14 protein-coding genes are annotated in these 21,287 nt (G+C 59.2%); 6 read left to right on the top strand and 8 right to left on the bottom strand.

Annotated elements, in window-relative coordinates; translation table 11 throughout:
• The first annotated feature begins 10 nt into the window (after positions 1–10).
• The 5 genes from ACN9M2_RS13890 to ACN9M2_RS13870 all read left to right on the top strand — a co-directional run bounded on the left by ACN9M2_RS13890 (position 11) and on the right by ACN9M2_RS13870 (position 4,824).
• A complete protein-coding gene (locus tag ACN9M2_RS13890; RefSeq protein WP_426285279.1) occupies positions 11–1,174 on the top strand; it encodes a glycosyltransferase in 1,164 nt (387 codons plus the stop codon).
• Positions 1,171–1,902: a class I SAM-dependent methyltransferase gene (locus tag ACN9M2_RS13885; protein ID WP_426285278.1), complete on the top strand. Its 732-nt coding sequence runs from the start codon at positions 1,171–1,173 to the stop codon at positions 1,900–1,902. The genes ACN9M2_RS13890 and ACN9M2_RS13885 overlap by 4 nt, the downstream gene beginning before the upstream one ends.
• Positions 1,899–2,927: a glycosyltransferase family 4 protein gene (locus ACN9M2_RS13880; protein ID WP_426285277.1), complete on the top strand. Its 1,029-nt coding sequence runs from the start codon at positions 1,899–1,901 to the stop codon at positions 2,925–2,927. The genes ACN9M2_RS13885 and ACN9M2_RS13880 overlap by 4 nt, the downstream gene beginning before the upstream one ends.
• A gap of 200 nt (positions 2,928–3,127) precedes the next feature.
• Positions 3,128–3,943 (top strand): class I SAM-dependent methyltransferase, encoded by an 816-nt coding sequence (locus ACN9M2_RS13875; protein ID WP_426285276.1) that lies wholly within the window; start codon positions 3,128–3,130, stop codon positions 3,941–3,943.
• On the top strand, positions 3,940–4,824 hold the full coding sequence (locus ACN9M2_RS13870) for a glycosyltransferase (protein ID WP_426285275.1): 885 nt from the start codon (positions 3,940–3,942) through the stop codon (positions 4,822–4,824). The genes ACN9M2_RS13875 and ACN9M2_RS13870 overlap by 4 nt, the downstream gene beginning before the upstream one ends.
• Here ACN9M2_RS13870 and ACN9M2_RS13865 read toward each other — a convergent pair.
• The 6 genes from ACN9M2_RS13865 to ACN9M2_RS13840 form a co-directional block, all read right to left on the bottom strand.
• Positions 4,781–6,004 carry a lipopolysaccharide biosynthesis protein gene (locus tag ACN9M2_RS13865; protein WP_426285274.1) on the bottom strand — a complete coding sequence of 408 codons (1,224 nt, stop codon included), beginning with the start codon at positions 6,002–6,004 and terminating at the stop codon, positions 4,781–4,783. The two genes, ACN9M2_RS13870 and ACN9M2_RS13865, sit on opposite strands and share 44 nt — an antisense overlap.
• Positions 5,979–7,928, bottom strand: coding sequence for a tetratricopeptide repeat protein (locus ACN9M2_RS13860; RefSeq protein WP_426285273.1), 1,950 nt, complete (start codon positions 7,926–7,928; stop codon positions 5,979–5,981). The genes ACN9M2_RS13865 and ACN9M2_RS13860 overlap by 26 nt, the downstream gene beginning before the upstream one ends.
• Positions 7,929–7,969: 41 nt before the next feature.
• Positions 7,970–9,916 carry a hypothetical protein gene (locus ACN9M2_RS13855; protein ID WP_426285272.1) on the bottom strand — a complete coding sequence of 649 codons (1,947 nt, stop codon included), beginning with the start codon at positions 9,914–9,916 and terminating at the stop codon, positions 7,970–7,972.
• A gap of 38 nt (positions 9,917–9,954) precedes the next feature.
• On the bottom strand, positions 9,955–10,398 hold the full coding sequence (locus ACN9M2_RS13850) for a pilin (protein ID WP_426285271.1): 444 nt from the start codon (positions 10,396–10,398) through the stop codon (positions 9,955–9,957).
• A 122-nt stretch (positions 10,399–10,520) separates the two neighbouring features.
• Positions 10,521–10,967: a pilin gene (locus ACN9M2_RS13845; protein WP_426285270.1), complete on the bottom strand. Its 447-nt coding sequence runs from the start codon at positions 10,965–10,967 to the stop codon at positions 10,521–10,523.
• A gap of 290 nt (positions 10,968–11,257) precedes the next feature.
• On the bottom strand, positions 11,258–12,595 hold the full coding sequence (locus ACN9M2_RS13840; RefSeq protein WP_426285269.1) for an ArnT family glycosyltransferase: 1,338 nt from the start codon (positions 12,593–12,595) through the stop codon (positions 11,258–11,260).
• Positions 12,596–12,713: 118 nt separating this feature from the next.
• On the opposite strand from ACN9M2_RS13840, the gene ACN9M2_RS13835 reads away from it, so the two are divergent.
• Positions 12,714–14,804, top strand: coding sequence for a prolyl oligopeptidase family serine peptidase (locus tag ACN9M2_RS13835; RefSeq protein WP_426285268.1), 2,091 nt, complete (start codon positions 12,714–12,716; stop codon positions 14,802–14,804).
• Between the two features lie 47 nt (positions 14,805–14,851).
• Here ACN9M2_RS13835 and ACN9M2_RS13830 read toward each other — a convergent pair whose 3' ends face one another.
• Both ACN9M2_RS13830 and ACN9M2_RS13825 read right to left on the bottom strand, forming a co-directional pair.
• Complete coding sequence (locus ACN9M2_RS13830) at positions 14,852–15,715, bottom strand: methylglyoxal synthase (RefSeq protein WP_426285267.1); 864 nt, start codon at positions 15,713–15,715, stop codon at positions 14,852–14,854.
• 868 nt (positions 15,716–16,583) lie between these two features.
• Positions 16,584–20,861 carry an RHS repeat-associated core domain-containing protein gene (locus ACN9M2_RS13825; protein ID WP_426285266.1) on the bottom strand — a complete coding sequence of 1,426 codons (4,278 nt, stop codon included), beginning with the start codon at positions 20,859–20,861 and terminating at the stop codon, positions 16,584–16,586.
• Positions 20,862–21,287: the final 426 nt, after the last annotated feature.

Raw genomic sequence — 21,287 nt, 5'->3', positions numbered from 1 at the left:
GAGGCTAGTCGTGCTGGCATCGACTTATCCCCGTTGGCAGCACGATCATGAACCGTCGTTCGTGCATGAATTGGCGCGGCGCCTGACACGCTGGTTCGAGGTGGTGGTCATATGTCCGCATGCCAAAGGTGCGAAGCACAGGGAAATCCTCGACGGTGTTCGTGTGGAACGCTATCGCTATGGTTGGGACGGCCTGGAGACTCTCGTCAACGATGGCGGCATAGTCACCAATCTGCGTCGCGCGCCATGGAAATGGTTGCTTGTTCCCGGTTTCGTCGCCATGCAGTGGTTTGTTGCCCGCCGCGAGATTCGAGGCGACGTCGTAGTCCATGCGCACTGGATTCTCACGCCTGGATTTGTTGCGCGCATGCTCCGCGCTCCCTTCGTCGTCACATCCCATGGGGCGGATCTGTTTGCGTTGCACGGCCGGTTGCCCATGGCGTTGAAGCGTTTCGTGCTGGCACGCTGCCAAGCCACGACCGTGGTGAGCCACGCAATGCAGGATGAGGCGGAGAGTCTGCTCAATGGCAGGAAGGCCATTGTTTCGCCCATGGGCGTGGATCTGCATGAGCGCTTCGTTCCCGGTGATGGCGTTTCGCGTGAGCCGGGACAAATTCTGTTTGTTGGCAGACTGGTGGAGAAGAAAGGCGTCGAGGTGTTGCTTCGTGCAATGCCGCTAGTGCTCCAGCGAGTTCCCACCGCCACCTTGACGATCGTCGGCTTTGGTCCACTGGAAGCGTCCCTGAAGTCGGAATGCGCCGAACTCGGGCTCGACGATATTGTTACGTTTGTGGGTGCCGTAACTCAGGCTGGACTGGTCAATTACTATCAGTCCGCCAGCGTATTCGCCGCACCGTTCCGGGCAGCATCTTCGGGTGATCAGGAAGGGCTTGGGCTTGTTCTTGTCGAAGCCCTTGGTTGTGGCTGCCCTGTCGTAGCATCGGATGTTCCCGCCGTTCGCGATGTTGCCTCCGATATGTCGGGAATGCGTGTCGTGGTACCAGAAGATCCGCGTGCGCTGGCTGATGGACTTGCCGCCGTTCTGTTGGAAGAGGTCTCGGCGGCATGGGTTCCCGACCGTGCGCGACTCGTGGAACGCTTCGACTGGGATGCGGTGGCTGCGCGGTATGCGGAGTTGCTCCTGTCGGCACGCTCGAAGGTAATTCATAAATGAACGACGGTCTCGAAAGGCAGGGTCACGCGACCTTGGATCTGGGCAGTCGTGTCGCAAAAGCCCGCAAGATAGAGCGTTTGCTCGATCTACCTTCATCTCACCAAAAAATACTGGAGGTGGGAACGGGAGCGGGCGGCATCGCACATTACTTCGCGGTGCATGCCGGCGTTCCGCGCACTGTGGAGGCAGTCGACGTTAAAGATCAACGACAGGTCAAGGAGGGTTACGGCTTCACCGTCGTGTCTTCCACGACGCTTCCCTTTCCGGAAGCCACATTCGACGCGGTGATTTCCAATCATGTGATCGAACACGTTGGTGATCGTGAAGGACAGCTTCATCATCTCATGGAGATTGCCCGCGTCCTTAAAGCGGAGGGATGTGCATACCTGGCGGTGCCGAGCCGCTGGATGCTCATCGAACCGCACTATGGACTGCCGTTTCTCAGCTGGTTGCCACGTGGCTGGCGGTCCGCTTATCTGCGGCTGGCGAAGAGGGGTCATCATTACGACTGCGAACCGTTGCAGTTGTACGAGCTCGAAGACCTCGTCAGGAAAGCGGGCCTGATCTGCGAGAACGTCTCGCTCCGGGCGTTCCGCACACTCATCGAACTGGAGCGCCCGAGCGGTTTGCTTGCGCGTTTGGCGCGCCTGCCCGACCCTTGGCTGGAGTGGCTGAATCCGTTGGCTCCCACTCACGTTTGCCTGCTGCGGCGGGATTCGCGACATTGAACGAAGAGCCGCTGCGCATATGGTTGCCTGCCATCCGGGCCGGTAGCGGTGCCGATGTCTTCACGAATCGTCTCGCGGACGGATTGCGAAGGGCAGGCCACGAGGCAAAGGTGCGCTGGTTCGCACATCGGTGGGAATTCGCAACGTGGTTGCTTAGTGCGTCACCGATGCCGCCGAATATCGATATCGTGCATGCCAGTTCCATCTTGGCACATGCCTTTTCAGGGCGCGGCATTCCATGCGTGGTGACAGAGCATCAGTTCATACGGCATCCCGAATTCAAGCCATGGCGAGGTCGCTTGCAGTCGCTCTATCACGATGTGGTCTTGGGGCCCGTGGTGACTCGCTCATTGCGTCGTGCCGATCGCATCGTCGCCGTGAGCCGGCACGTTGCCAGCGCTATCGAAGCCGAGGAGCGGCGGCCAGTTAGCGTCGTGCACAACTGGGTGGACACGCAGGCATTTCATCCCCGTGAGGGATTTATCCGCCGCGAAGAGGGTCCGTTGCGCGTGCTGTTCGTTGGTAATCCATCTCGATGGAAAGGTGCCGATGTCGTTCCGGCGCTTGCGTCAATGTTGCGCGATGACGTTGAAATCCATTGTGTGGGAGGCTTGCGTCGCGCCTTTCCCAGTGAGTGGGCGCAGGGCAAGAATATTCGTGTGTTACAAAGCGTTCCGACAGAGCGGATGCCGGAGATATATGCATCCGTCGATGCCGTACTCGTGCCCACGCGTTACGAGGCTTTTGGATTCGTGGCGCTCGAAGCCATGTCTTGCGGGCTTCCCGTGATCGGGTTCGATACGACGGGTACGTCGGAGGTATGCGTCAACGGCGAGACCGCCTGGCTGGTTCCACGCGACGATATCGATGGCCTGGCCCAGGGCATCCGCGCGATGGCCGACCCGGGCTTGCGATTGGCGATGGGGCGGGCCGGACGTGATCGGGCCTTGGCGTGCTTTACGGAAGCCCAAGGAATCTCCGCGTATCTTTCGCTCTATGACGAACTACTGGGAGGGCGGGCCTGATGTCGCGGGTAGCGGAGGCGTGGACCGCTGACGATTTGTCGATGCCGAGCCAATGCCCGGCATGTCGGGCGGATCTAGCCGGTCATGTCGCGGTAGACGGGGTCGAAGATTTCTGGGAAGGGGTTCCTGGCAGCTGGCGATTTGAAGAATGTCCGGCCTGTCGCAGCCTCGTGCTCAATCCTCGCCCCGCACCCCATGCCATGGCACGTGCATATTCAACCTATTACACGCACGGATCGGCAACTGACAATTACGCTGCGGATAACGGAACTGGACTGGCGTGGTCGTTGGTGAACGGCTATCTGGCCCACCGTTACGGGGCCGATCGACAGCCGCTCAATGCCGCGGGGCGCTGGATCATACCGCTGTATGCTCCTCTGAGAAGACAATTGGATTTCTTCTATCGCGAGATTCCGCGTCGCCCTGGCACCATCCTGGACGTTGGCTGCGGCAATGGTGTCTTTCTTCTTCGAGCGAAAGCCTCGGGCTGGCGCGTGGCTGGCGTGGAACCCGATGCGGCAGCAGCGGCCCAGGCAACCCAGGCTGGGGTGCCGATCGTGGCGACCGATCTGGAAGCGCTCGAGGAATCCGCGCGTTTCGATGTCATAACGTCCTCCAATGTCATCGAGCATGTTTCAAATCCCCTCGATTTTCTCGCTCGCATCTACAAGGCTCTCTCCCCAGGGGGCATGCTCTGGTTGGCTACGCCGAACGCGCGCAGTTCGGGACGCCAGGCCTTCGGCAGGTATTGGCGGGGCCTGGAAGCGCCCCGACATTGCCTGGTTTTTGCGCCGGAAGCACTGGTAGTGGCAGTGGAGGAAGCCGGTTTCGAACACGTGCGCTTGCGGCCAAGGGGGCGCGGTTCGCACTACGTCATCGAAGAGTCTTCTCGGTATGCATCACATCTTCACGTGCGCATTGCCAAGAAGCTGAGTCCGACGTGGATCGATATTCGAGCTACGTTCGATCCTGAGAGTGGTGAGGAGCTTGTTCTCGTTGCGAGAAAACCATCGTGATCTGCCGCAATCCGAAAGTCATAGGAATCCTGCTCAATTATCGTGATGCGACACGTAGTATCCGCTGCGTGAAATCGCTGCTGGACGAAGGTGTGGATGGTGTCGTTGTCTGGGACAATTCCGCTGATGAAGGCGTGTCGGCAAGCGCAATTTCGGCTTCCATCGACAGCCGGGTCGAGCTTGTCGTCAGCGAGAGAAACCTTGGTTTCGCTGCAGGAATGAATGCTGCCCTCTCAATCATGCAGGTCCGGTGGGCCGGTGAGAGTGCGTTGTTGATCAACAACGATGCGACTCTAAGGGCAGGGGCGCTGGCTGCGATGCGCGTCCTAGCGGATGACGATGCAATCGTCGCGCCCGTCATTGACCATGCAGGAGATGTCGTCGGGTTCCGATATAGCCATCGGTGGTTTGGTGTTCAAGCGAAGCGACCGTTTCCCGGCGCATTTCCGTTTGCCAGCGGTGCCTGCCTGCTTTTGCCTCCTTCTGCTTCCCGGTCGCCACTTTTTGACGAGTCCTTCTTCATGTACGGGGAGGACGTTGAGCTCGGCTGGCGCTTGTGGACCGCGAAACGTTGGCTGGTCAAAATGACGGAGGAGCCGCAGGTCGATCATGAAGTGGGGGCCAGTAGCGGCAAAGGGTCGATGTTCTATGAAACGCAGGTCGCCGCAGCGCATTGGCTGTTAGCGGACCGCCTGGGCAAGGGATCGGTCGATCGTTGTCTGCTGCACGCATGTCGCGGTGCGTACCTGATCGTTCGGGCCACTTTTCGTTGCGTACGATCGAAGAGTCTTGTTCCGTGGCGCGGGCTCGCGTCAGGCATCCGTCAAGCTCGTGCCATTAGTCGCGGCGAGATAGGGACAGGATGGCAAGCCATCCTATGATGGCCATGATCGCTTCCGCGATGAACAACCCTGCGCTGGCCCCGGCGAGCCCGTAGAGGCGGCCAAGCACCACGAGTGCCAGGAGAAGTACCAGCGTTCCGGTGAGCTCGAACGCAAGGCGCATCATCGGATGACCTTCCGCCATGAGAAGAGTGCCTGCGGCCTGTCGGAGCGCGAGGATGGGGGCGACGGGTGCGATCCAGAAGAGGGTCTGGCGAATGGGTGCGAAGCTCGGGCCGAGCAGCGACACGATCACGCCCGAAATGGCGACCACGCACGCGGCGGCAACGACGCCGCAAGCGAGTGCGGCTACTGCGGTCAGGCGAATCAGATGTCGCCGGGTAGCCGGAGACTCGACGCCGGAGCGGAAGAGCCGGGGCTGAAGGGTGAGAAGCACAGCGGTCACCGGTGTCACGGCGGCAGCCATGAGCCGCGTTGCCGCTGCGTAAATTCCCGCCTCTGATCCGAGCGCCTGGACGCCTACGATTTTGTCGATTTCGGAGGGGTTCGCCGCAACAAGGTGCATGGGCACGTAGGCTCCGCCATCCCGAAGTTCGGAGCGGCGGGGAGCGCGTGGATGCAGTCGGATCGGGTGCGTGCGCGAAGTGATGCGCCAGCCGATGCAAAGACCGATAGTCGTGAAGAGCAACTGCGTCATGGCATAGACGAGCAATCGTTGCGGGGGCGGCGCGAGCCACGCGATGCATGCCGCGATCACTTTCAGTCCCGCCGGTAACCACTGCACGAATTGCCCCAGCGGCACCTTGTCATCGGCCTGGAGCGTGTAGGCGGCCAGCATGGCCAGCGGGGTTATGAGGAGCTCCGCGACGCCGATGCATGCGACGACCGTGGTTGAAACGTTCGTTCCGGTCAGCCAGGGCGCGGCGACCGTATAAACGACGGTAAGGAAACCGCCGATGACCAAGGTGGTGGGTATGGAATAGTCGAGTACATCTTTCCAGGCGGAGCGATCGTGCGATCGACGAAGCAATACAAAACCCGCGCCGAAGTTAGGGAGCACGCCCAGCACGACAGCCAGTGACGACAGGGCGGAGAGGGCGCCATAGTCACCAGATCCCAGCGCACGTGCGAGCACGAGCAGGACGATGCCCTGGCTCAGGATGCGCAGGCCGAGGACGGCTGTGGTTCTCGCGCTACTTGTCAGGAGTCGACGATACATCGCTGCGTCGTGGTTCCCTGGGTGGTGCAGAGGATGTTCTCATGCTGTCGCGCGCTGCCCTCAGCGGGGCGAGTTCAGCGTCGAGACTCCCGCCTATATTCATGGATTCCAGACGGTCTATCTGCTTTTTGAGTTCGGCATTGTCGTGGAGTCGGATGGCATATCTGGCGAGGGTTATCCGGTACGCGGCTTCGTTAGGCGCCGCATTGACTGCCTCGCGCTGGATGCGTATGGCGAGATCGTTGTCCTCCAATGTTTGCGAGGCGAACGTTGCATACATCGCCAATAAGCGCGGGCTCCTCCGCTCATGCGACAGGGCGGCGGAGAATGCCGCTGAAAGGCGATCTGAGGGGAACCTACACAGCGACTGTCTCAAGCAGGTCGAAAGGGAGTCGAGCGAGCTTTCGTCCTGCACGGTCGCCGGACGAACTTTCAGTTTCTGGACAATGCTGGTCCACCATGCGTCTTTTACGGCGAGATTCATTCGCGACGTCATGAAGATGAGAGCCTGCTCCGGCAGTATGGACGAAGCTGGAAGATTGGCGGCGCGCTCGAGCGGCTCGTACGCCAACATGGTGTAGATGGAACTCCGGTCGTAATGCGACGCGATGATATATGCACGGCCCAGTTCATACTGCGCACGTGGTGAATTGGGGCCGCGCTCCGCGAGTTCCCGCGCCAATCCAAGCGAGGTCGACCATGCAGCGGCAGTAGATGCCGTCACATATGCCGACCAACCAACAAGCAGGGTTGCTGCGAGGACCACTGCGTGGCGCCCTGTTTTCTTGTGCGTTGGCATCACCTGAGTGGCCCAGAGGAGGATATCCGACACCGCCATCACTACGCCGATGCTGGCAAAGTAATTCCGGTGTTCATACACCAACTCGAGCGGAAGTACGGTTCCCGTCAAGGTGTGGCAGGCAAAGAACCAGGCGATACCTAACGCGAAGATGGGGCGCTTGCGACGCAGGATCCACCCGCTCGCGGCGAGAAGTGCAAGAAATCCGATCGCCACGGTGGTGGTCCATGGCGTCAGCCATCCAGTGCTTTGCACAAAATCGTCGTGGTAGAAGGACAGGCCGGCGCCGGTAGGGAACACCGTCCAGTACAGGTAATCGGCCAGGATGCGTGGCTCGCTTAGCAGGCGAGTGGTAAGAGTGAAGTCCCGGGTAGCCCATGTGAGCGGATTCAGGATCTGCGGCCCTAGCCAGGCGGCGGCAGCCAGAAGGGGAGGGATGAGTATGCAGCAAAACGCCCACGCGAGGCTGCGGGCGGTGGTTCCATCTTTCCACTGGAAGCGAAAGACGAACATTTCGAGAAGCAATGCATAGAGTGGCAGGAGGATGGCTGTTTCCTTCGCCAGCACTCCCACCATGGCAGGTATGACGACCCACGCGATGGCCTGCGCGAGCTCACGCCATCCGCTCCGAGCTCTCATCCGTACCCGGGCGTAGCCGAGTAGTCCTAGCAGCACGAAAAGATTAGCGAGGGCCTCCATACGTTGCACGACATAGAGGACTGAAGTCAGGTTGATCGGAAGAAGGAGCCAAGCCAGCGTCATGGCTCCCGAGAGCCATATCAGTCGAAGGCGTTCGACGGACGAGTGAACTGCGGAAAGGACGAGGCGCAACAGGGCAAAAAGAAGCACGCCATTTGCAAGGTGAATCACCAGATTCGTCACTTTCATGGCGCTGGCATCCAAGCCCGTTGCCAGGAAGTTCGCTGCGAAGGTCAACGACGCGAGCGGACGCTTGAGTTCGCTGGACGGTGACGAAAATGCGGCAGCCACGAGACTCGCCAGCGAGGCGTCTTTTGGCTGAACCGCCGGATTGTCGACGATGTTTGGGTAATCATCGAAGAGGAATCCGCCTGTCAGTCCGGGGGCGTAGAGCGCAGTCGTGACAATGGTGAGAATGACGAGCACGAGTGCGGTCCAGGCAAGTGGGACGCGCTTCGAACCCACGATCATCGCCCCTGGCCTCCAATTTCGCCAGAATCGATGGCCCTACGGAACGTCCGTACAGCCTCGGTAAGCCTTCGGTCGGAGCCGCCTTCGGACCGGGAAAGAGAGGTGAGCACTTCGCGACAGCCAGCGATATCGCCCAACGACGCGTCCAATTGAAACAGCAGCACGCCGACGCCGTTGTTGCGATCACTGTCGACCCATGCGCGGTGCACCATTGCGCGAGCCCCTTCGATGTCGTTCGATTCGGCCAACATGCGACCCGTATTGAAGCGCGTGCGCCAGATGGGCTGTGCGCTTGCAGGCTGAGGCGCGGCATCCAGCCAGCGCTTGGCTATCGCAGTCAAACGGTTGCTATCGAGGCTTTTGCAGCCCTCAGCCATACGCTGCGCGAGCAATTCCCAACCCACCATGGCGTATATCGTCACGCGTCCATGGGCCCGATCGCTGAACTCATCGTATAAGTTCGCGGGTGCGGGAATCTCGTCAACTTCGCAATAAGCCAGAAGGCGCCATATGGTTGCGGTCGCACGTTCCGAATCCGGACTGTTGCGCTCGCTTCTCTCGATGAAGGCAAGAGCGCCAGGCAGATCGTGCGCGAGCATCGCGCGTCCGGTCAGGCTGGAAAGCAAGCGTGGTGAATCGGGGTTGTATCCGTATTGTGTCGCATAGAACGTGTTTTCGTCTCTCCACCCGCTCGCCTGACTCCACGTGCCCAAAGCGAAGATTGCGACGCAAACAATGGCACATCCCATCAGGATCGACCGTACTCGTTGCCTAGCCTGACTGAGGTCCAATATGGCTCGCAGGAGGCCGATCACGGCAATGAGCGCGAAAAGTGCGGCACCGTAGTTGCGATGCTCGAAGTACAACTCGAGGCTGATAGGTCCGGCTTCCAGCGAATGCGTGATCAGATATCCGGCAACTCCGAGCGTAAAGAGCGGCATGCGATGTCGCCATGCAATGGCCGCAGTACCGGTAGCAAGCCATGCGATCAATGCAAGGGACGTGGTCCATGGTTTCCACGGGGACGTGGATATGGGGTAGGTGTCATGGAACAGGCCCATGCGCGAGCCAACGGGAAAGAACGTTGTCTGCAGATAGCTCCACAGTATCCGTGGTTCGGTCATCAACCGCTGACTCAGCGTGAAGTCGCGACCCAGGTACCCACGGAGGATCCATTGGGGCTGGACGGCGACGAACAGGAGTCCGAGGCATATGGGGAGTGCCACGGTCAGGGCGAAGAACGCCGTGACCTGACGGGGGCGAGTGCGGCGATCGAATAGGGTGTATTCGAGTACGGCCGCCAGCGGAATGGCGAGCAGCCCGGTTTCTTTGGCAGACGCTGCCAGCAATGTAAGGATCGGGACTCCTAACCACATCGCCAGAGTAGCTGTACGCGAGCCGCGGTCGATGCCGGGTCGAACGTACAAGTACAGGCTGAGTGTCGCAAACGTAAGCAGCGTAGCCAGTTGGGCCATGCGCTGAATGACGTAGAGCACCGTGCTCACCTGCATCGGTAGCCACAACCATGCGACCGCCGCGAAGGCGGCAAGCCACCGAGCGTGGGACTTGTCGATGCCTGCACGCAGGAAGATGAGCGACGCGAGAATGAAGGCCATCGCGCCGGTGGCGACGTGGATGCCGAGGTTGGCTGCCTTGAAGCCGAATGTGCGGAGGTCGTGGTCCAACCAGCCGTTGGCCAGGAACGTCAGCATGCTGAGCGATCTGCCACCCGGTCCGGACCGGTTGTCGAACACAACGCCTTGCCAGCCCAGACTGCCGTCTGCCCAGCGCTTCAGTGGCTCGAGATTGCCGATATCGTCCAGCAGAAACGGACCGTGCAGCCCAGGGCCGTAGATTGCGACGGTCAGAACCAGGACGCAGAGGGCGGCCAGCCACGGAATAAAACGCCGGATAGTGGGGGCGGGTCTGTTATGCGTGTACAAGCGTACTCCGACGTGACGGGGCACGTCGGAGTCGGCGATCAACTACGACAGGTGCCAGGAAGATACTTCGCGGTGAGGTTGCCAGGTGTACCGAAGCCCGCCGCGCCATTGCAGCTCCACGTGATAATGCCACCGGTAGCCGTGGGCGTAAGCGTAAACGTTTTTCCGTCGATATTGACGGCGTCGATATTGCGGTAGGTCACCTCTATGATGCCCTTCCCCTTGATGGTGACCTGACTGACATAGGTGCTCGATGCGGTCTGGTAGCCTGCCTCGCCTGGCCCGTCGGGAAACGATCCTCGAGATCCGTAGGTCTCGGCGACGGCGTACTTCGCAGCGTCGGCGAGTACCAGGCCTTCGGAAACCTTCGCCCGCTTGGTGTAGTCCTGGTACTGCGGAATGGCGATCGCTGCGAGGATGGCGATGATCGCCACGACGATCATGAGCTCTATGAGGGTGAAGCCCTTCGTTGCCCTGTTCATGCCATATGTCCTCTGTCATGCCCCCTGTAGGCATGGGCGCCGGATAAGAAGAAGGCTCCCGAGGGAGCCTTCCGAATCACCGCGATCATTAGAACTCCACGGTGACGATGCGTATGAACTACTTACTTGCGGCAGTTGGCCGGGACGAACTTGGTACCAATGGTACCGGCGGTACCGCCAAGGCCCGCGGCGCCATTGCAGTCCCACTGGATGGAACCCTTCGTGGCCGTCGGGGTCAGGATAACCGTCTTGCTGTTGATGTTCGGATCCTTGATGTTGTCACTGTAGGTGACAGTGATCACGCCCTTGACGATGGCAACGCTCGTAACGTAGGTGCTGGTTGCCGTCTGGTAACCAGCTGCGACGTTATCCGCCGGCCAATCCCCCTTGGCCTGATACGTCTCGGAAACCGCCAACTTGGCAGCGTCAGCCAGCACGAGGCCTTCCGAGACCTTGGCGCGCTTGGTGTAATCCTGGTACTGCGGGATCGCGATGGCGGCCAGGATGGCGATGATCGCGACGACGATCATCAGTTCGATGAGCGTAAAGCCCTTCTGCATGGTCTTCATGGAACTTCCTCGAAAGTGGTTAGCTAACCGTTGAATGGTGATGCCCCCTGAGCTCTAGCATGGATCTCCTAGGCTGATCCAGTTCCCCCTCATCACGAGTACGAGGTACAACCAGGAAGCTCATCCCTCCGCCTGCATGTTATGTGCCATTCGGAGGGTATACCCGCCATGGGTGGTGGGTGGCACGATTTTGCACGGGTCCGGCGATTCGACAAGACCTCACTACGCGCAATTGCTGATTGGATCACGCTCGTCAATAGTGACGTGACGCAAAAGGTCACAAAGTGACGTCAAATGTCTGTCTGACGAGCCCTAATTTGACCACTCCGCGCCTTTATCCAACAACTTGCGAGCACGGTTGCATAGACAGCCATGGCAATTTCGATCCCCCGGTAGGGGGTCGCGTATCGGGCATCTGACTGGAGGAGAGTGAAGACGCCGGTGACGAAAATTCCCAAGAACGCAGCGCTCCTGAGGCCCGGATCTGCGTCGGTTCGAAAAAACGCGGCCAGGGCGCCGGCAGCCGCTAGCAGCATGATTATCGGGTTGAGCAAGAACAGCAGATTGGTCAGGCCACGCCAGAGTGGACTGGTCAGGAGAGGCGAGTTGAATGTCGGGAAGACATAGACGTCTCCTTGACCAATGCCGATGTTCCAGCCCCAAAGGTGCGCTGGCTTCGACAGATACCACCCGAGTGTATGCGCGGGATCTCGCGCTAGCCGCGCACCAAGCGCCATGAGACCCGCGCGGCGGTCGCGGTGTATGGCTTCATATTCGGCATCGATATCATGCATCGTGGCGATGGACTGCGGGTCGCCCGTCAGTTGACCGGCGTAGGCGGTGTGGTACGCAGGCCATGCGCCTTGGACCAGGTTCATCATGGCGCGATCGCTGGAGGAGTCCGCGGAGGGCAGGGATGCGCCGCGAAGGCCCCAGGCGCCCACCGGCAAGATGGCGGCCAATGCGAATACCATCCACAGCTTGCGCCGTGACTCATCCAGCACAAGCATTACGATGCCGAGCAATGCGCCGAATGGCAGGACGACGGCGTTAGTCAGGCCAGCCAACGCAAAAGCAATACCCGCCGCGACGTACCAGCCATAATGACCTCTGCGCAGCGCCGTATCCAGGAATAGCAAAGCAGCGGCTACCAGAACGCCAAGCAATGTTTCGCTCAGCATGTACCCGCACTCCGTGATGAGGTGTGGCCATATGGCCAGCAAGCAACCGATGGCTACCGCAGCTCCAATGCCCATCCATCGCCGCCCAAGGATCATGAAGGCGGCGACGGTAAGAGTGGAGAACACACACTGGAGGTCCAGCACGGCGCGGTAGAACGTTTCGCCCGAACCCAGTGTTGACGCAACGAGGGCTAGGAAAACCGGATAGCCAGGATCGCGGAAGCTATCCGGGTGCACTTCCTGCGCATTCGGCAGGGCTAACGAAAACGTATGATGCTTGACTAGGTTCAACGCATACGAGAAATACTGGATCGCGTCGCCACGAAGCGGGTGGTCAACGATCGCCAATCTGACGTAGACCAGCCTCAGCGCAAGGGCGACGATAGCGATACCCAGCAGTACGATCGCGTGAAGTACCCGATTCCTTCGGTGGCGTGTCTCGTTCATTGGCATCCCCTGGCGTGAACGCCAAGTCTAGCGGATGGTACCGACATGGTCTGGCAACTTGCGCACTGACCCAGCGCCCCGTACCGTGCCCGGCAGACACACCAAGGGAGTCCCTACAATGAAGCTTCTTTTCGCCGTGCTGGCCCTCGCGCTAGCGGCTGGCCCGACCTTGGCCGCAGACGCCGACAGCACCACCCCCCACCCATTCTCCATCCGCGACCTGGTCATGATGGACCGCGTCGGGGACCCCCAGCTTTCCCCCGATGGCCGCTACGCACTGTTCTCCGTCCGCGCCACGGACTACGCGGCCAACAAGGGAGTCACCTCCCTCTACGTCGTCGACCTCAACAAGCCACCGCAACCGGTGATGGTCGTGGAGAAGGGCTCATCCCCCCGCTGGGCGCCGGACGGCAGGTCGATCTATTACACGGCCCCGAAGGAAGGTACGGCGCAGGTCTGGCACCGCTCTTTCGATGCCGACAATTCCGGCAAGGGCCTGGCATTGACGGTTCGTGCCGGTGATGCGGTGACCGATGCCCCGCTCGACGTCAACGCCTTCAAGCTATCGCCGGACGGCTCCAGGCTGCTCCTCAGCTACGACGTATTCACCGATTGCCCCGACCTGGCTTGCACCAAGGAGCGCCTGGACGGCCGCGAGAAGGACAAGTCCACCGGCACGGTCTACAACAAGCTCTTCGTCCGCCACTGGGACACCTGGGCGGACGGCCGTCGCTCTCAGCTCTACATCGCCGACGCCAATGCTCCTTCGCCGCCGGTACTGCTGAGCCGCGACATCGACGGCGACGTGCCCAGCAAGCCCTTCGGTGGGGACGACGAATTCTCCTTCTCGCCCGACGGCAGGACCGTCTACTTCGACGTCCGTATCGCCGGCAAGACCGAGCCCTGGTCGACCAACTTCGACATCTATAGCGTCCCGGCCGATGGCTCGGCTGCCCCTGTGAACCTCACCGCGGAGAACCAGGCGTGGGATGCCAATCCCCTGGTGTCGCCCGATGGCAAGACCTTGTTCTATACGGCGATGAAGGAACCGGGCTCCGAGGCCGACCGTTTCGGCATCATGGCCCTGGACCTCGCCTCTGGCAGCAAGCGGGAAGTGGCGCCTTCGTGGGATAGCTCCGCCGGCGCCCTCCAGGTCTCGGCCGACGGCAAGACCCTCTACACCACCACCGACGACAAGGGCCAGCATCCGCTGTTCGCCATCGACGTGGCGACAGGGAAGGCGAGCATCCTCGTTACCGACGGCTCCGTGGGCGCGTTCTCGGCGGGCAGCTCGAAGATCCTGCTGTCCCGCGACGACCTCAAGCGCCCGGCGGATCTCTACACCGCCGACCTGAAGGGCAAGGGCCTCAAGCAGGTCACCCACTTCAACGCCAAGCGCATCAAGGGTGCGCAGACCGGCGACTTCGAGTTCTTCACCTTCAAGGGCTGGAACAACGAAGCCGTGCAGGGCTACGTGGTGAAGCCCGTCGGTTACAAGCGCGGCAAGACCTACCCGGTGGCTTTCATCATCCACGGCGGTCCGCAAGGCGCGATGACCAACAGCTGGAGCTACCGCTGGAACGCCCAGACCTATGCAGGCCAGGGATTCGCAGTGGTGACCGTCAACTTCCATGGTTCGACGGGCTATGGCCAAGCCTTCACCGAATCCATCTCGGGCGATTGGGGCGGCAAGCCGCTCGAGGACCTGAAAGCCGGCTGGAGCGCGGCGCTGTCGAAGTACAGCTTCCTCGACGGCAACCGTGCCTGCGCCCTCGGCGCCAGCTACGGCGGCTACATGGTCTATTGGATGGCGGGTAACTGGAACCAGCCGTGGAAGTGCTTCGTCGACCACGACGGTGTCTTCGATGCACGCGCCATGTACTACGAAACTGAAGAACTCTGGTTCGAGGAAAAGGAAAACGGCGGCACGCAGTTCGACCATCCGGAGAATTACGAGCGTTTCAATCCCGTCAACCACGTAAAGGACTGGCGCGTGCCGATGCTCGTCATCCACAGCGGCAAGGACTTCCGCATTCCGGATACCCAGGGCCTGGGAGCATTCACGGCACTGCAGCGTCGCGGTATCCCCAGCCAGCTACTTCACTTCCCCGACGAGAACCACTGGGTGCTCAAGCCGCAGAACAGCGTGCAGTGGCATGAGACGGTGAATGCCTGGTTGAAGGAGTGGACGGCTCCGGGGGCTAAGTAAGAACGGAAGGGATGGTCGCCGATGGCGGCCATCCCTCGTGGTCGGTCTCACACCTCGCGCTCGGCAGCCTCCGCCCAACGATAAGCCGCCGCAGCGCCACTGAAATAAACGACCTCGGCGGTGCTTGCCGCGATAGCCCGCTCGAGAAGCAACATGTCGGCCTTATGCGGATGGCTCACGCGCACGTCATGGAAGAAGATCACCCGTTGGCATTGCCCCGAAAGCACGAGATCGGCGATCTGCACATCGCCGCCCATGGGCCCGCTTTCGTAGCACGTGGCCCACGCTTCATTCCCTGACCAGCCGTGTTGTCGAGCGAGATCATTCAATCGACGGCCCGTAGTCCCCGTGCAAATTCGGCGAGAAAATCCGGATAGAAGCGCGAAATGTTTCACGACGAATTCCACCATGCAAGGTTTCCATGCATCGTGCGCGATAAGCGCGATCGCCTGGTGTGCGAACGGGTGCTGTGAGCCGTCGCGAGGCCTTGGCGGCAGTCCGCAAAGAATCCGCTCAGCTTCGATCAGATCCGCGGCGGAAGCCGCCGTGATCAGATAAGGCTTGGAATGGACGAGACATACGCGTTTCAGCGCCCGCAACTCGGGAGCAAGGATCGATTCATCGCCGGGCACCGCCAAATGGATGATTCCGTCCAAGGAACCACTTCCGTCGGTGTCGAGGATGGCTGCGGTCATTCGTATGATGTCGTGAAAGCGGCCACCTGGATAAGGCATCAAAGCAGGGTGGTCAGTGAAACCAGAGATGCGTCCGACGGCGTCGTACTCATCGGCAGGGACACGCAAGGTGAGCCCCAGCCTGCGTATATCGTCTCCGCATCGATGCAGCAGCCGATGGAGCGGGGAGTCCTCACTATCCAGGTATTCGCGACTTGCGATAAGCCCTAATTGCATGGCTTGCCATCCCGTCCTTGGGCGAGGTCATGCTAGGGGACAGATGCTGCCACGGGAATATCCATTCCGTCGTAGGCGCGTCTCAAGTGTTCCTATCGTGCCCCAGGTACGACCGCTCTGCGAGCCAGAAGAAGGTCGGGGTCGGGCTCCACAAAGTGGATTAGTCCAAAGGCCGGAAACTCAGCCATGATTCCTCTTTGAAGATATCCCCACTGAGCTTCGGAGTAATCCGGCTCCTCGCCGTAGGTGGCTGACATCTTAGCCAGCTACGGCAGAAGCTAGCGCGATCCCTTTTACCGACATCATGGAAATTGTCAAGGATTCTTCAAGTGGCTGCCCCGAGACGTAGATCACTCCGGCCGGGGACATCCGGCAAGAGGTAGTTACGGGTGGTCGTGCTGTAACGTTATCTCGCAGAATTTGACAGAAAAGCTGCAGCACTCTTGTCAACCTGGCGTCGGTCTCGCCCCTGCCGATGCTCAATCTCTAGGTAGTATCTAGACGCTACCTCTTCATCGCCAGCCTGCTGATATAAAAAAGCGATCTCCTGCTTTCGATAATTATCGCTGACGCGAATGTAATCGAACGATCCTGATGCACGCATTACTAAGGCGCGAAGCGGAAAGGAGAATGGCCACGTTTCATCTTTAGTGGAAGCTACGTAATTTGCAGCCTCCATTAGGACCGCCGCTTCCGAGAACCTACTCTTCGAAAAACGCTGGACTGATGAATTCACCAGTTCCTCGCGAATGGAAATGCGCGCGTTGTATGTCCATACCGAAGACGCATAAGCGCATATTGCCAAAGCTGATGCAAAGCCCCCAAGGAAGCATAAGAGTCCGACGACTAGGCCGCTGAATCGCATCTGTCACTTCCCTTTGCCGATGGACATCATGCATTTCCTGAATTCATTGTTGCACTTGATAGCTAGCGGGTCGCTGTCGTCTAGCTCGCCCGGGGTGAGGCTAGCGGTACATTCGCGTCTTTCCACGTCGCAAGCGATCTGTGTCCCTGCGGTCTCCCCTTCCTTAATTCCCCAGTCGAAAGAAGCTTTACATCCTTTGAACTTGAGCCAGTTTCCGACAGTTGATCCATTGGGATCCTGCGATGCGGCACAACTGGAATAGCGACCCACGCATTGGTCTCGATAGTCCTTCAAACCGAGGGGGTCGACAAGCAAAAGGGGGTTCCCGCCGACATAAACATAGGTGCTTAGACCGCCGTCAAGGCCAATCGGATCACTTTGCACATACCGCCCGGTTGCGGGTTCGTAGTCCCGATTACCATTGTAGGCCAGTCCGCTCTCAGAATCGAAGTACTGCCCGGGAAAACGCAAATTCAATGTATATCCCGACGAGGATGCAGGTGTGTTCTCACCAAAGGGGTTGCTGGCATTGGACCACCTCCATTGCACCGCACCGGCATCATCAGTCACGACTCGCGGCGAGCCTAGACCGTCGGCGTGAATGAACCTGATAGCCACGGTAGACCCATTCCGATCAACGATCCCGATAGGAAGGTCGTCCAGCCATACATAGTCTCGCGCGGTTCCATCGGTAATTTCAGACAGTAGCTGGCTCGTTTCATCGTAATCGAACCGGGTAGACGCGCTCCCAACCTTTTTCTGCACCCGCTGCCCTAGCGCATTCAGCACATAGGTTCCCACGGTAGCCCCATCTTTCTGAACTACCGTAAGCCTATTGCGTTGGTTATAGCCGTAGCCAAATATCCCGGTTGGCAGAACATTTGCCGTCGTGTTGCCGCGCGCGTCAACCTGCCGTGTGGTTGTGCCGACACCTACCAATCGATGCGTGCCCGGCTGATAGTTATAGGCCCCCGTCAACAAACCTGGCGCGGCTTTGGAAAGGCGATCCCCCGTCTTGTTGTACGTATAAGCCTCGACCGAGTTCCCGCTTGGGCCGTTTACTCCAGTCAGGCGGTACAGCGAGTCGTACCCATAGGTTTCCGATGCTGGTGACGCACCCGCCGAATCGCCCAGGGCGGCCACATTGCCCATGGCATCGCGACCCAGGTGCAGCGAGAACGCCGTGCTGGCAATGTCCGTTAGCTGACCATTGGCGTCATAGGTTCGGATCACCGTCTGGCCGTTGCCTAGCTTGTACGACGCAATGGGCCCAAAGGGCTGGTAAGTGACGTTAGACGCGATGGTCGTTGTCGTGCCGCCGAGCGGCGTTGCTGTGACCGTGGTGATTCGCCCATTGGCGTCACGCGCATAAGCGACAACAGTGCCGTTGGCGGTCGTGACGGACTTGAGCCGATCGCCGGGGGTCCATGTGTAGCTGGTCGTCGTAGTCACCGTCCCTACGGTCTGCTGCTTCTTGATCACATTGCCGTGGCCGTCGTAGCAGTACACGATCCCGCCATTGCTTTCGACCACGCGGGTCAGATGGCCTTTGCTCACGCCTCCCGTGCAACCCGTGACGGAATCCGGTTCGTCGTAGTGATAGGCGACGTTGAGGGTCGTATCTGGATAGGTCGTCCCCGTGGGGCGCCCCAAAGCATCATAGGTGAAGGCAGTGGTTACCTGGCTGGCGTCCACAGTGCCTATCAGGTTGCCGGCCACATCATACGTTTTCGTGGTCGTCCCGGTATCCGGGCTGAGCAGACCCGTGACGTTGCCAAAAGCATCGATATCGTAAGTAGTGTTGAGACCATCGGGGTCGCTGAATCCGGTAACCCGATCCAGGACATCGAAACTGGTCACGGACTGCGCGTTAGCAGTAGCGGTGTTGGTGCCCTGGTAATCGCGGATGGTACTCACGAGGCGATTGAGGCCATCGTAGGACTGCTTCTGCTGGACAGACAGGCCGTCCTGACTGTGCACCAGGTTACCGTTGCCGTCGTAGCTGTCGGCGAAGCCCGCGGCAAACACAGTTCGATTCAGGCCGTCGGTCAGGGCGGTGAGCTGCCCCAGGGGATTGAAGGTCCGGCCGAGGGAGCGCGTGACCGTTCCGGTCGGTGTCAGTACCTGCTCGCTCGTGCGATTGCCAGCGGCATCGAGGGTGTAGTGAATCCGCGCTCCATTAGCGTCGGTGATATCGGTAAGACGATGAGCGGCATCGTAGGTGTAGGTCGTCGTGGCACCATCTGGATCTTGGACCGAGTGTACGGTACCGGTCGGGTCGTAAACGATGGTCGTGGTGGCATCGGTAGGCGAAGGAGTGCCGGATGTATCGGCACGAACAATCTTCGTCGCGAGCCAGCCGCGCGGAGTGTAGGTGTAGTCGGTAAGGATTCCGTTCGGATTACGAACGCGAGTGGGCCGCCCAGCCTTGTCGTACGACATAAAAGTGGTGACTAGGCCTGCGCCGTCGGTCGTCGATTTGAGATCACCCAAGTGGTGGCAGGCACCGCCTAAGACCGCGCAACCCGATTCGTCGGTCGTGAGGTAATACGCGTACAACACGGTGTCTGTGACATCGGTACGAGGCCCGTTTATTCCAAGTAGAAGACCGACCCTCGGGCAGTTCACTTGATCAACAGCTGTGCAATAGTTGTAGGTCGATCGTCTCACACCCGTCGGCGTCACACCGGTCGTCGAACAGACATACACTGGAGCTGCGAGTGGATCGATTTGGCAGCTGGCGACAACGTTACCAATGGTGTCATAAGCCCAACCATGCTTTTCAACGATGGTTCCCGTGTGGTCACGCACTGACCGAACCAGCGGCACGCGCAGCGCCGTATCCCAAGCGAGTTGAATGCTCCTCTCCTCTGATTGTCCGAAGGCCTCGACTTGTTCCGTCAGCAAGCCATCGGATCCATAGGTCGATCTTCTTACCACTCCATTGAAGTCCGTAATGGAATTTGGATAGCCGTTGGCGTCGTACGAGATGCTCGATCCCAGGCAATCTCCGCACCGTGGGCCTTCGATGGACGAAAGCAAGCGAATGCCATTGACCCTCGTAAAATGGTAAGTCCTGCTTGCACCGAGTGAATCGACGACTACGGCGCGATCACTATCGGGATAGCTTATAGACGTCGGGTTCGCACCATTGGCGAGGACGTCACCTGTCGAACGGCCCTGTTCGTTATAGGTGATCGTCAAGTACGGTTTATTGAGTTCATCGGTCGCTGAAACCATCAGACCAGCGACGATTCCGTCATCGTAATCGTAGGCCTGAGACGTGCCGTCAGAGTATGTGACGGATTGAAGCTCGAAGCGGTTCGTGTAGGTGTAATGAGCAGATGTGCCATCTGGAAATGTGGCATCCGAGATCAGCTCGCCCGCGTAGAGAAATGATATGGCTCGCCCGGTGGAGTCTGTCACCGTTGCCATATGCTCGCCATTCCATGTCATGTTTCGGCTATAGCCATCGCGATCCACAATGCTGATCAGATGTCCGAAACTGTCATAGCTCTCGATCACGCCATTATCTGAATTTAGACGGTATCCATTTGGAAGCAACGTCATGTGCAATGAGGTATTGCTGTCGCCCTTGCAGATGGCGTCCTGGCAGGTAAAGTGATAGAGGCGACCGTCCGCTCGGCGTGCCACCATCAATGCCACAGTGGCGGCGTAAGTTCCGCCCACAAAATTCGGGGTCGAGCTTGCCATAGCTGCATATGGTGCATTAGTTGCTGTAAATGCAATGGGAAGCTGCCTCCCAGAGGAGAGCGTGCATGTGGCTGTCTGGTCGTGAAAAGTTGCCGTTGCCCCTTCCGTGTCGGGCCAAACAGTCTTTGCCGCCGCTGCAATAGACAGCCAACCATTCTCACATGCTTCTTTTGGTGATCGAGTTATCGCAGATGCGGTGATCAATGAGTCGCTGCTGTTCCACAACGTTTCTATGCGTGCATCGTATTCAGATTGCCACCGGAATCCTATGCTCGCAATGCGATTTGATCCGCTGTTGTAACTGCGTGTAAATGTAAGGCGGCCGTCGCCCGATACGAAGTCCGTTCTTGATTGGTATTCGTTTCCGGATAGTGCGTCGGCCGGATCTCCAACTGGAGCTGCAGCTCCTTTCGCGGCTTGGCAATGGTCGCAAGGATTGCCGGGTTTTGGCTCGGGATCGGCCTGGGGTACGGCGACATAGAAGCCACGAATGCATTGGGGAAGGACGCCAGCCGCATCCAGCGAATTTGCACGATATCCCATGGGATGATCAAATGAGAGCTCCATGGCAAAGCCATTTGGCCCTAAACCGCAGTTCAACTGGGGGGCATTGCATGAGCGGATTGCACCCCAGCTAAGATTCGCCGCTCCCTGCGACGCAAGGCATGTGGAGCGAATACTAGTCTCCCACGTGCCCATTGATGGATAGGAAAAAATTCCCCCGCCACAGCCTGGACTAGCAGCTTCCCATTCGACGCCACCCCATCCATATATCTTGCCCTGATCTCCAGGACATACAAGATGATCTTGAGCCATTACCGAAAATGAGGCTAATAACCCCAAGGTCATGACGCCAATACTTAGGAAAGTCCTGAGCAAAGTACGCAGATTGCGTCCCGCCCTTTGATCGATGCGGTGAAAAACTGACGACATTGGAATCCCCTATCCCATTTGCCGACAGAAACTAACAAGGGCGCTTGTCGGTGTATGTAG

The sequence above is a fragment of the Luteibacter sp. E-22 genome, assembly GCF_049913125.1.
In the GTDB taxonomy this organism is placed as follows: domain Bacteria; phylum Pseudomonadota; class Gammaproteobacteria; order Xanthomonadales; family Rhodanobacteraceae; genus Luteibacter.
The sequence above is the reverse complement of the archived record's forward strand: the minus strand, read 5'-3'. Positions and strand labels throughout refer to the sequence as shown.

Coding starts and splice junctions, on each gene's coding strand:
- ACN9M2_RS13885 (WP_426285278.1), top strand. CDS start 1,171: ATGAACGACGGTCTCGAAAGGCAGGGTCACGCGACCTTGGATCTGGGC.
- ACN9M2_RS13875 (WP_426285276.1), top strand. CDS start 3,128: ATGGCACGTGCATATTCAACCTATTACACGCACGGATCGGCAACTGAC.
- ACN9M2_RS13865 (WP_426285274.1), bottom strand. CDS start 6,004: ATGTATCGTCGACTCCTGACAAGTAGCGCGAGAACCACAGCCGTCCTC.
- ACN9M2_RS13850 (WP_426285271.1), bottom strand. CDS start 10,398: ATGAACAGGGCAACGAAGGGCTTCACCCTCATAGAGCTCATGATCGTC.
- ACN9M2_RS13845 (WP_426285270.1), bottom strand. CDS start 10,967: ATGAAGACCATGCAGAAGGGCTTTACGCTCATCGAACTGATGATCGTC.
- ACN9M2_RS13840 (WP_426285269.1), bottom strand. CDS start 12,595: ATGAACGAGACACGCCACCGAAGGAATCGGGTACTTCACGCGATCGTA.
- ACN9M2_RS13835 (WP_426285268.1), top strand. CDS start 12,714: ATGAAGCTTCTTTTCGCCGTGCTGGCCCTCGCGCTAGCGGCTGGCCCG.
- ACN9M2_RS13830 (WP_426285267.1), bottom strand. CDS start 15,715: ATGCAATTAGGGCTTATCGCAAGTCGCGAATACCTGGATAGTGAGGAC.
- ACN9M2_RS13825 (WP_426285266.1), bottom strand. CDS start 20,861: ATGGAGCTCTCATTTGATCATCCCATGGGATATCGTGCAAATTCGCTG.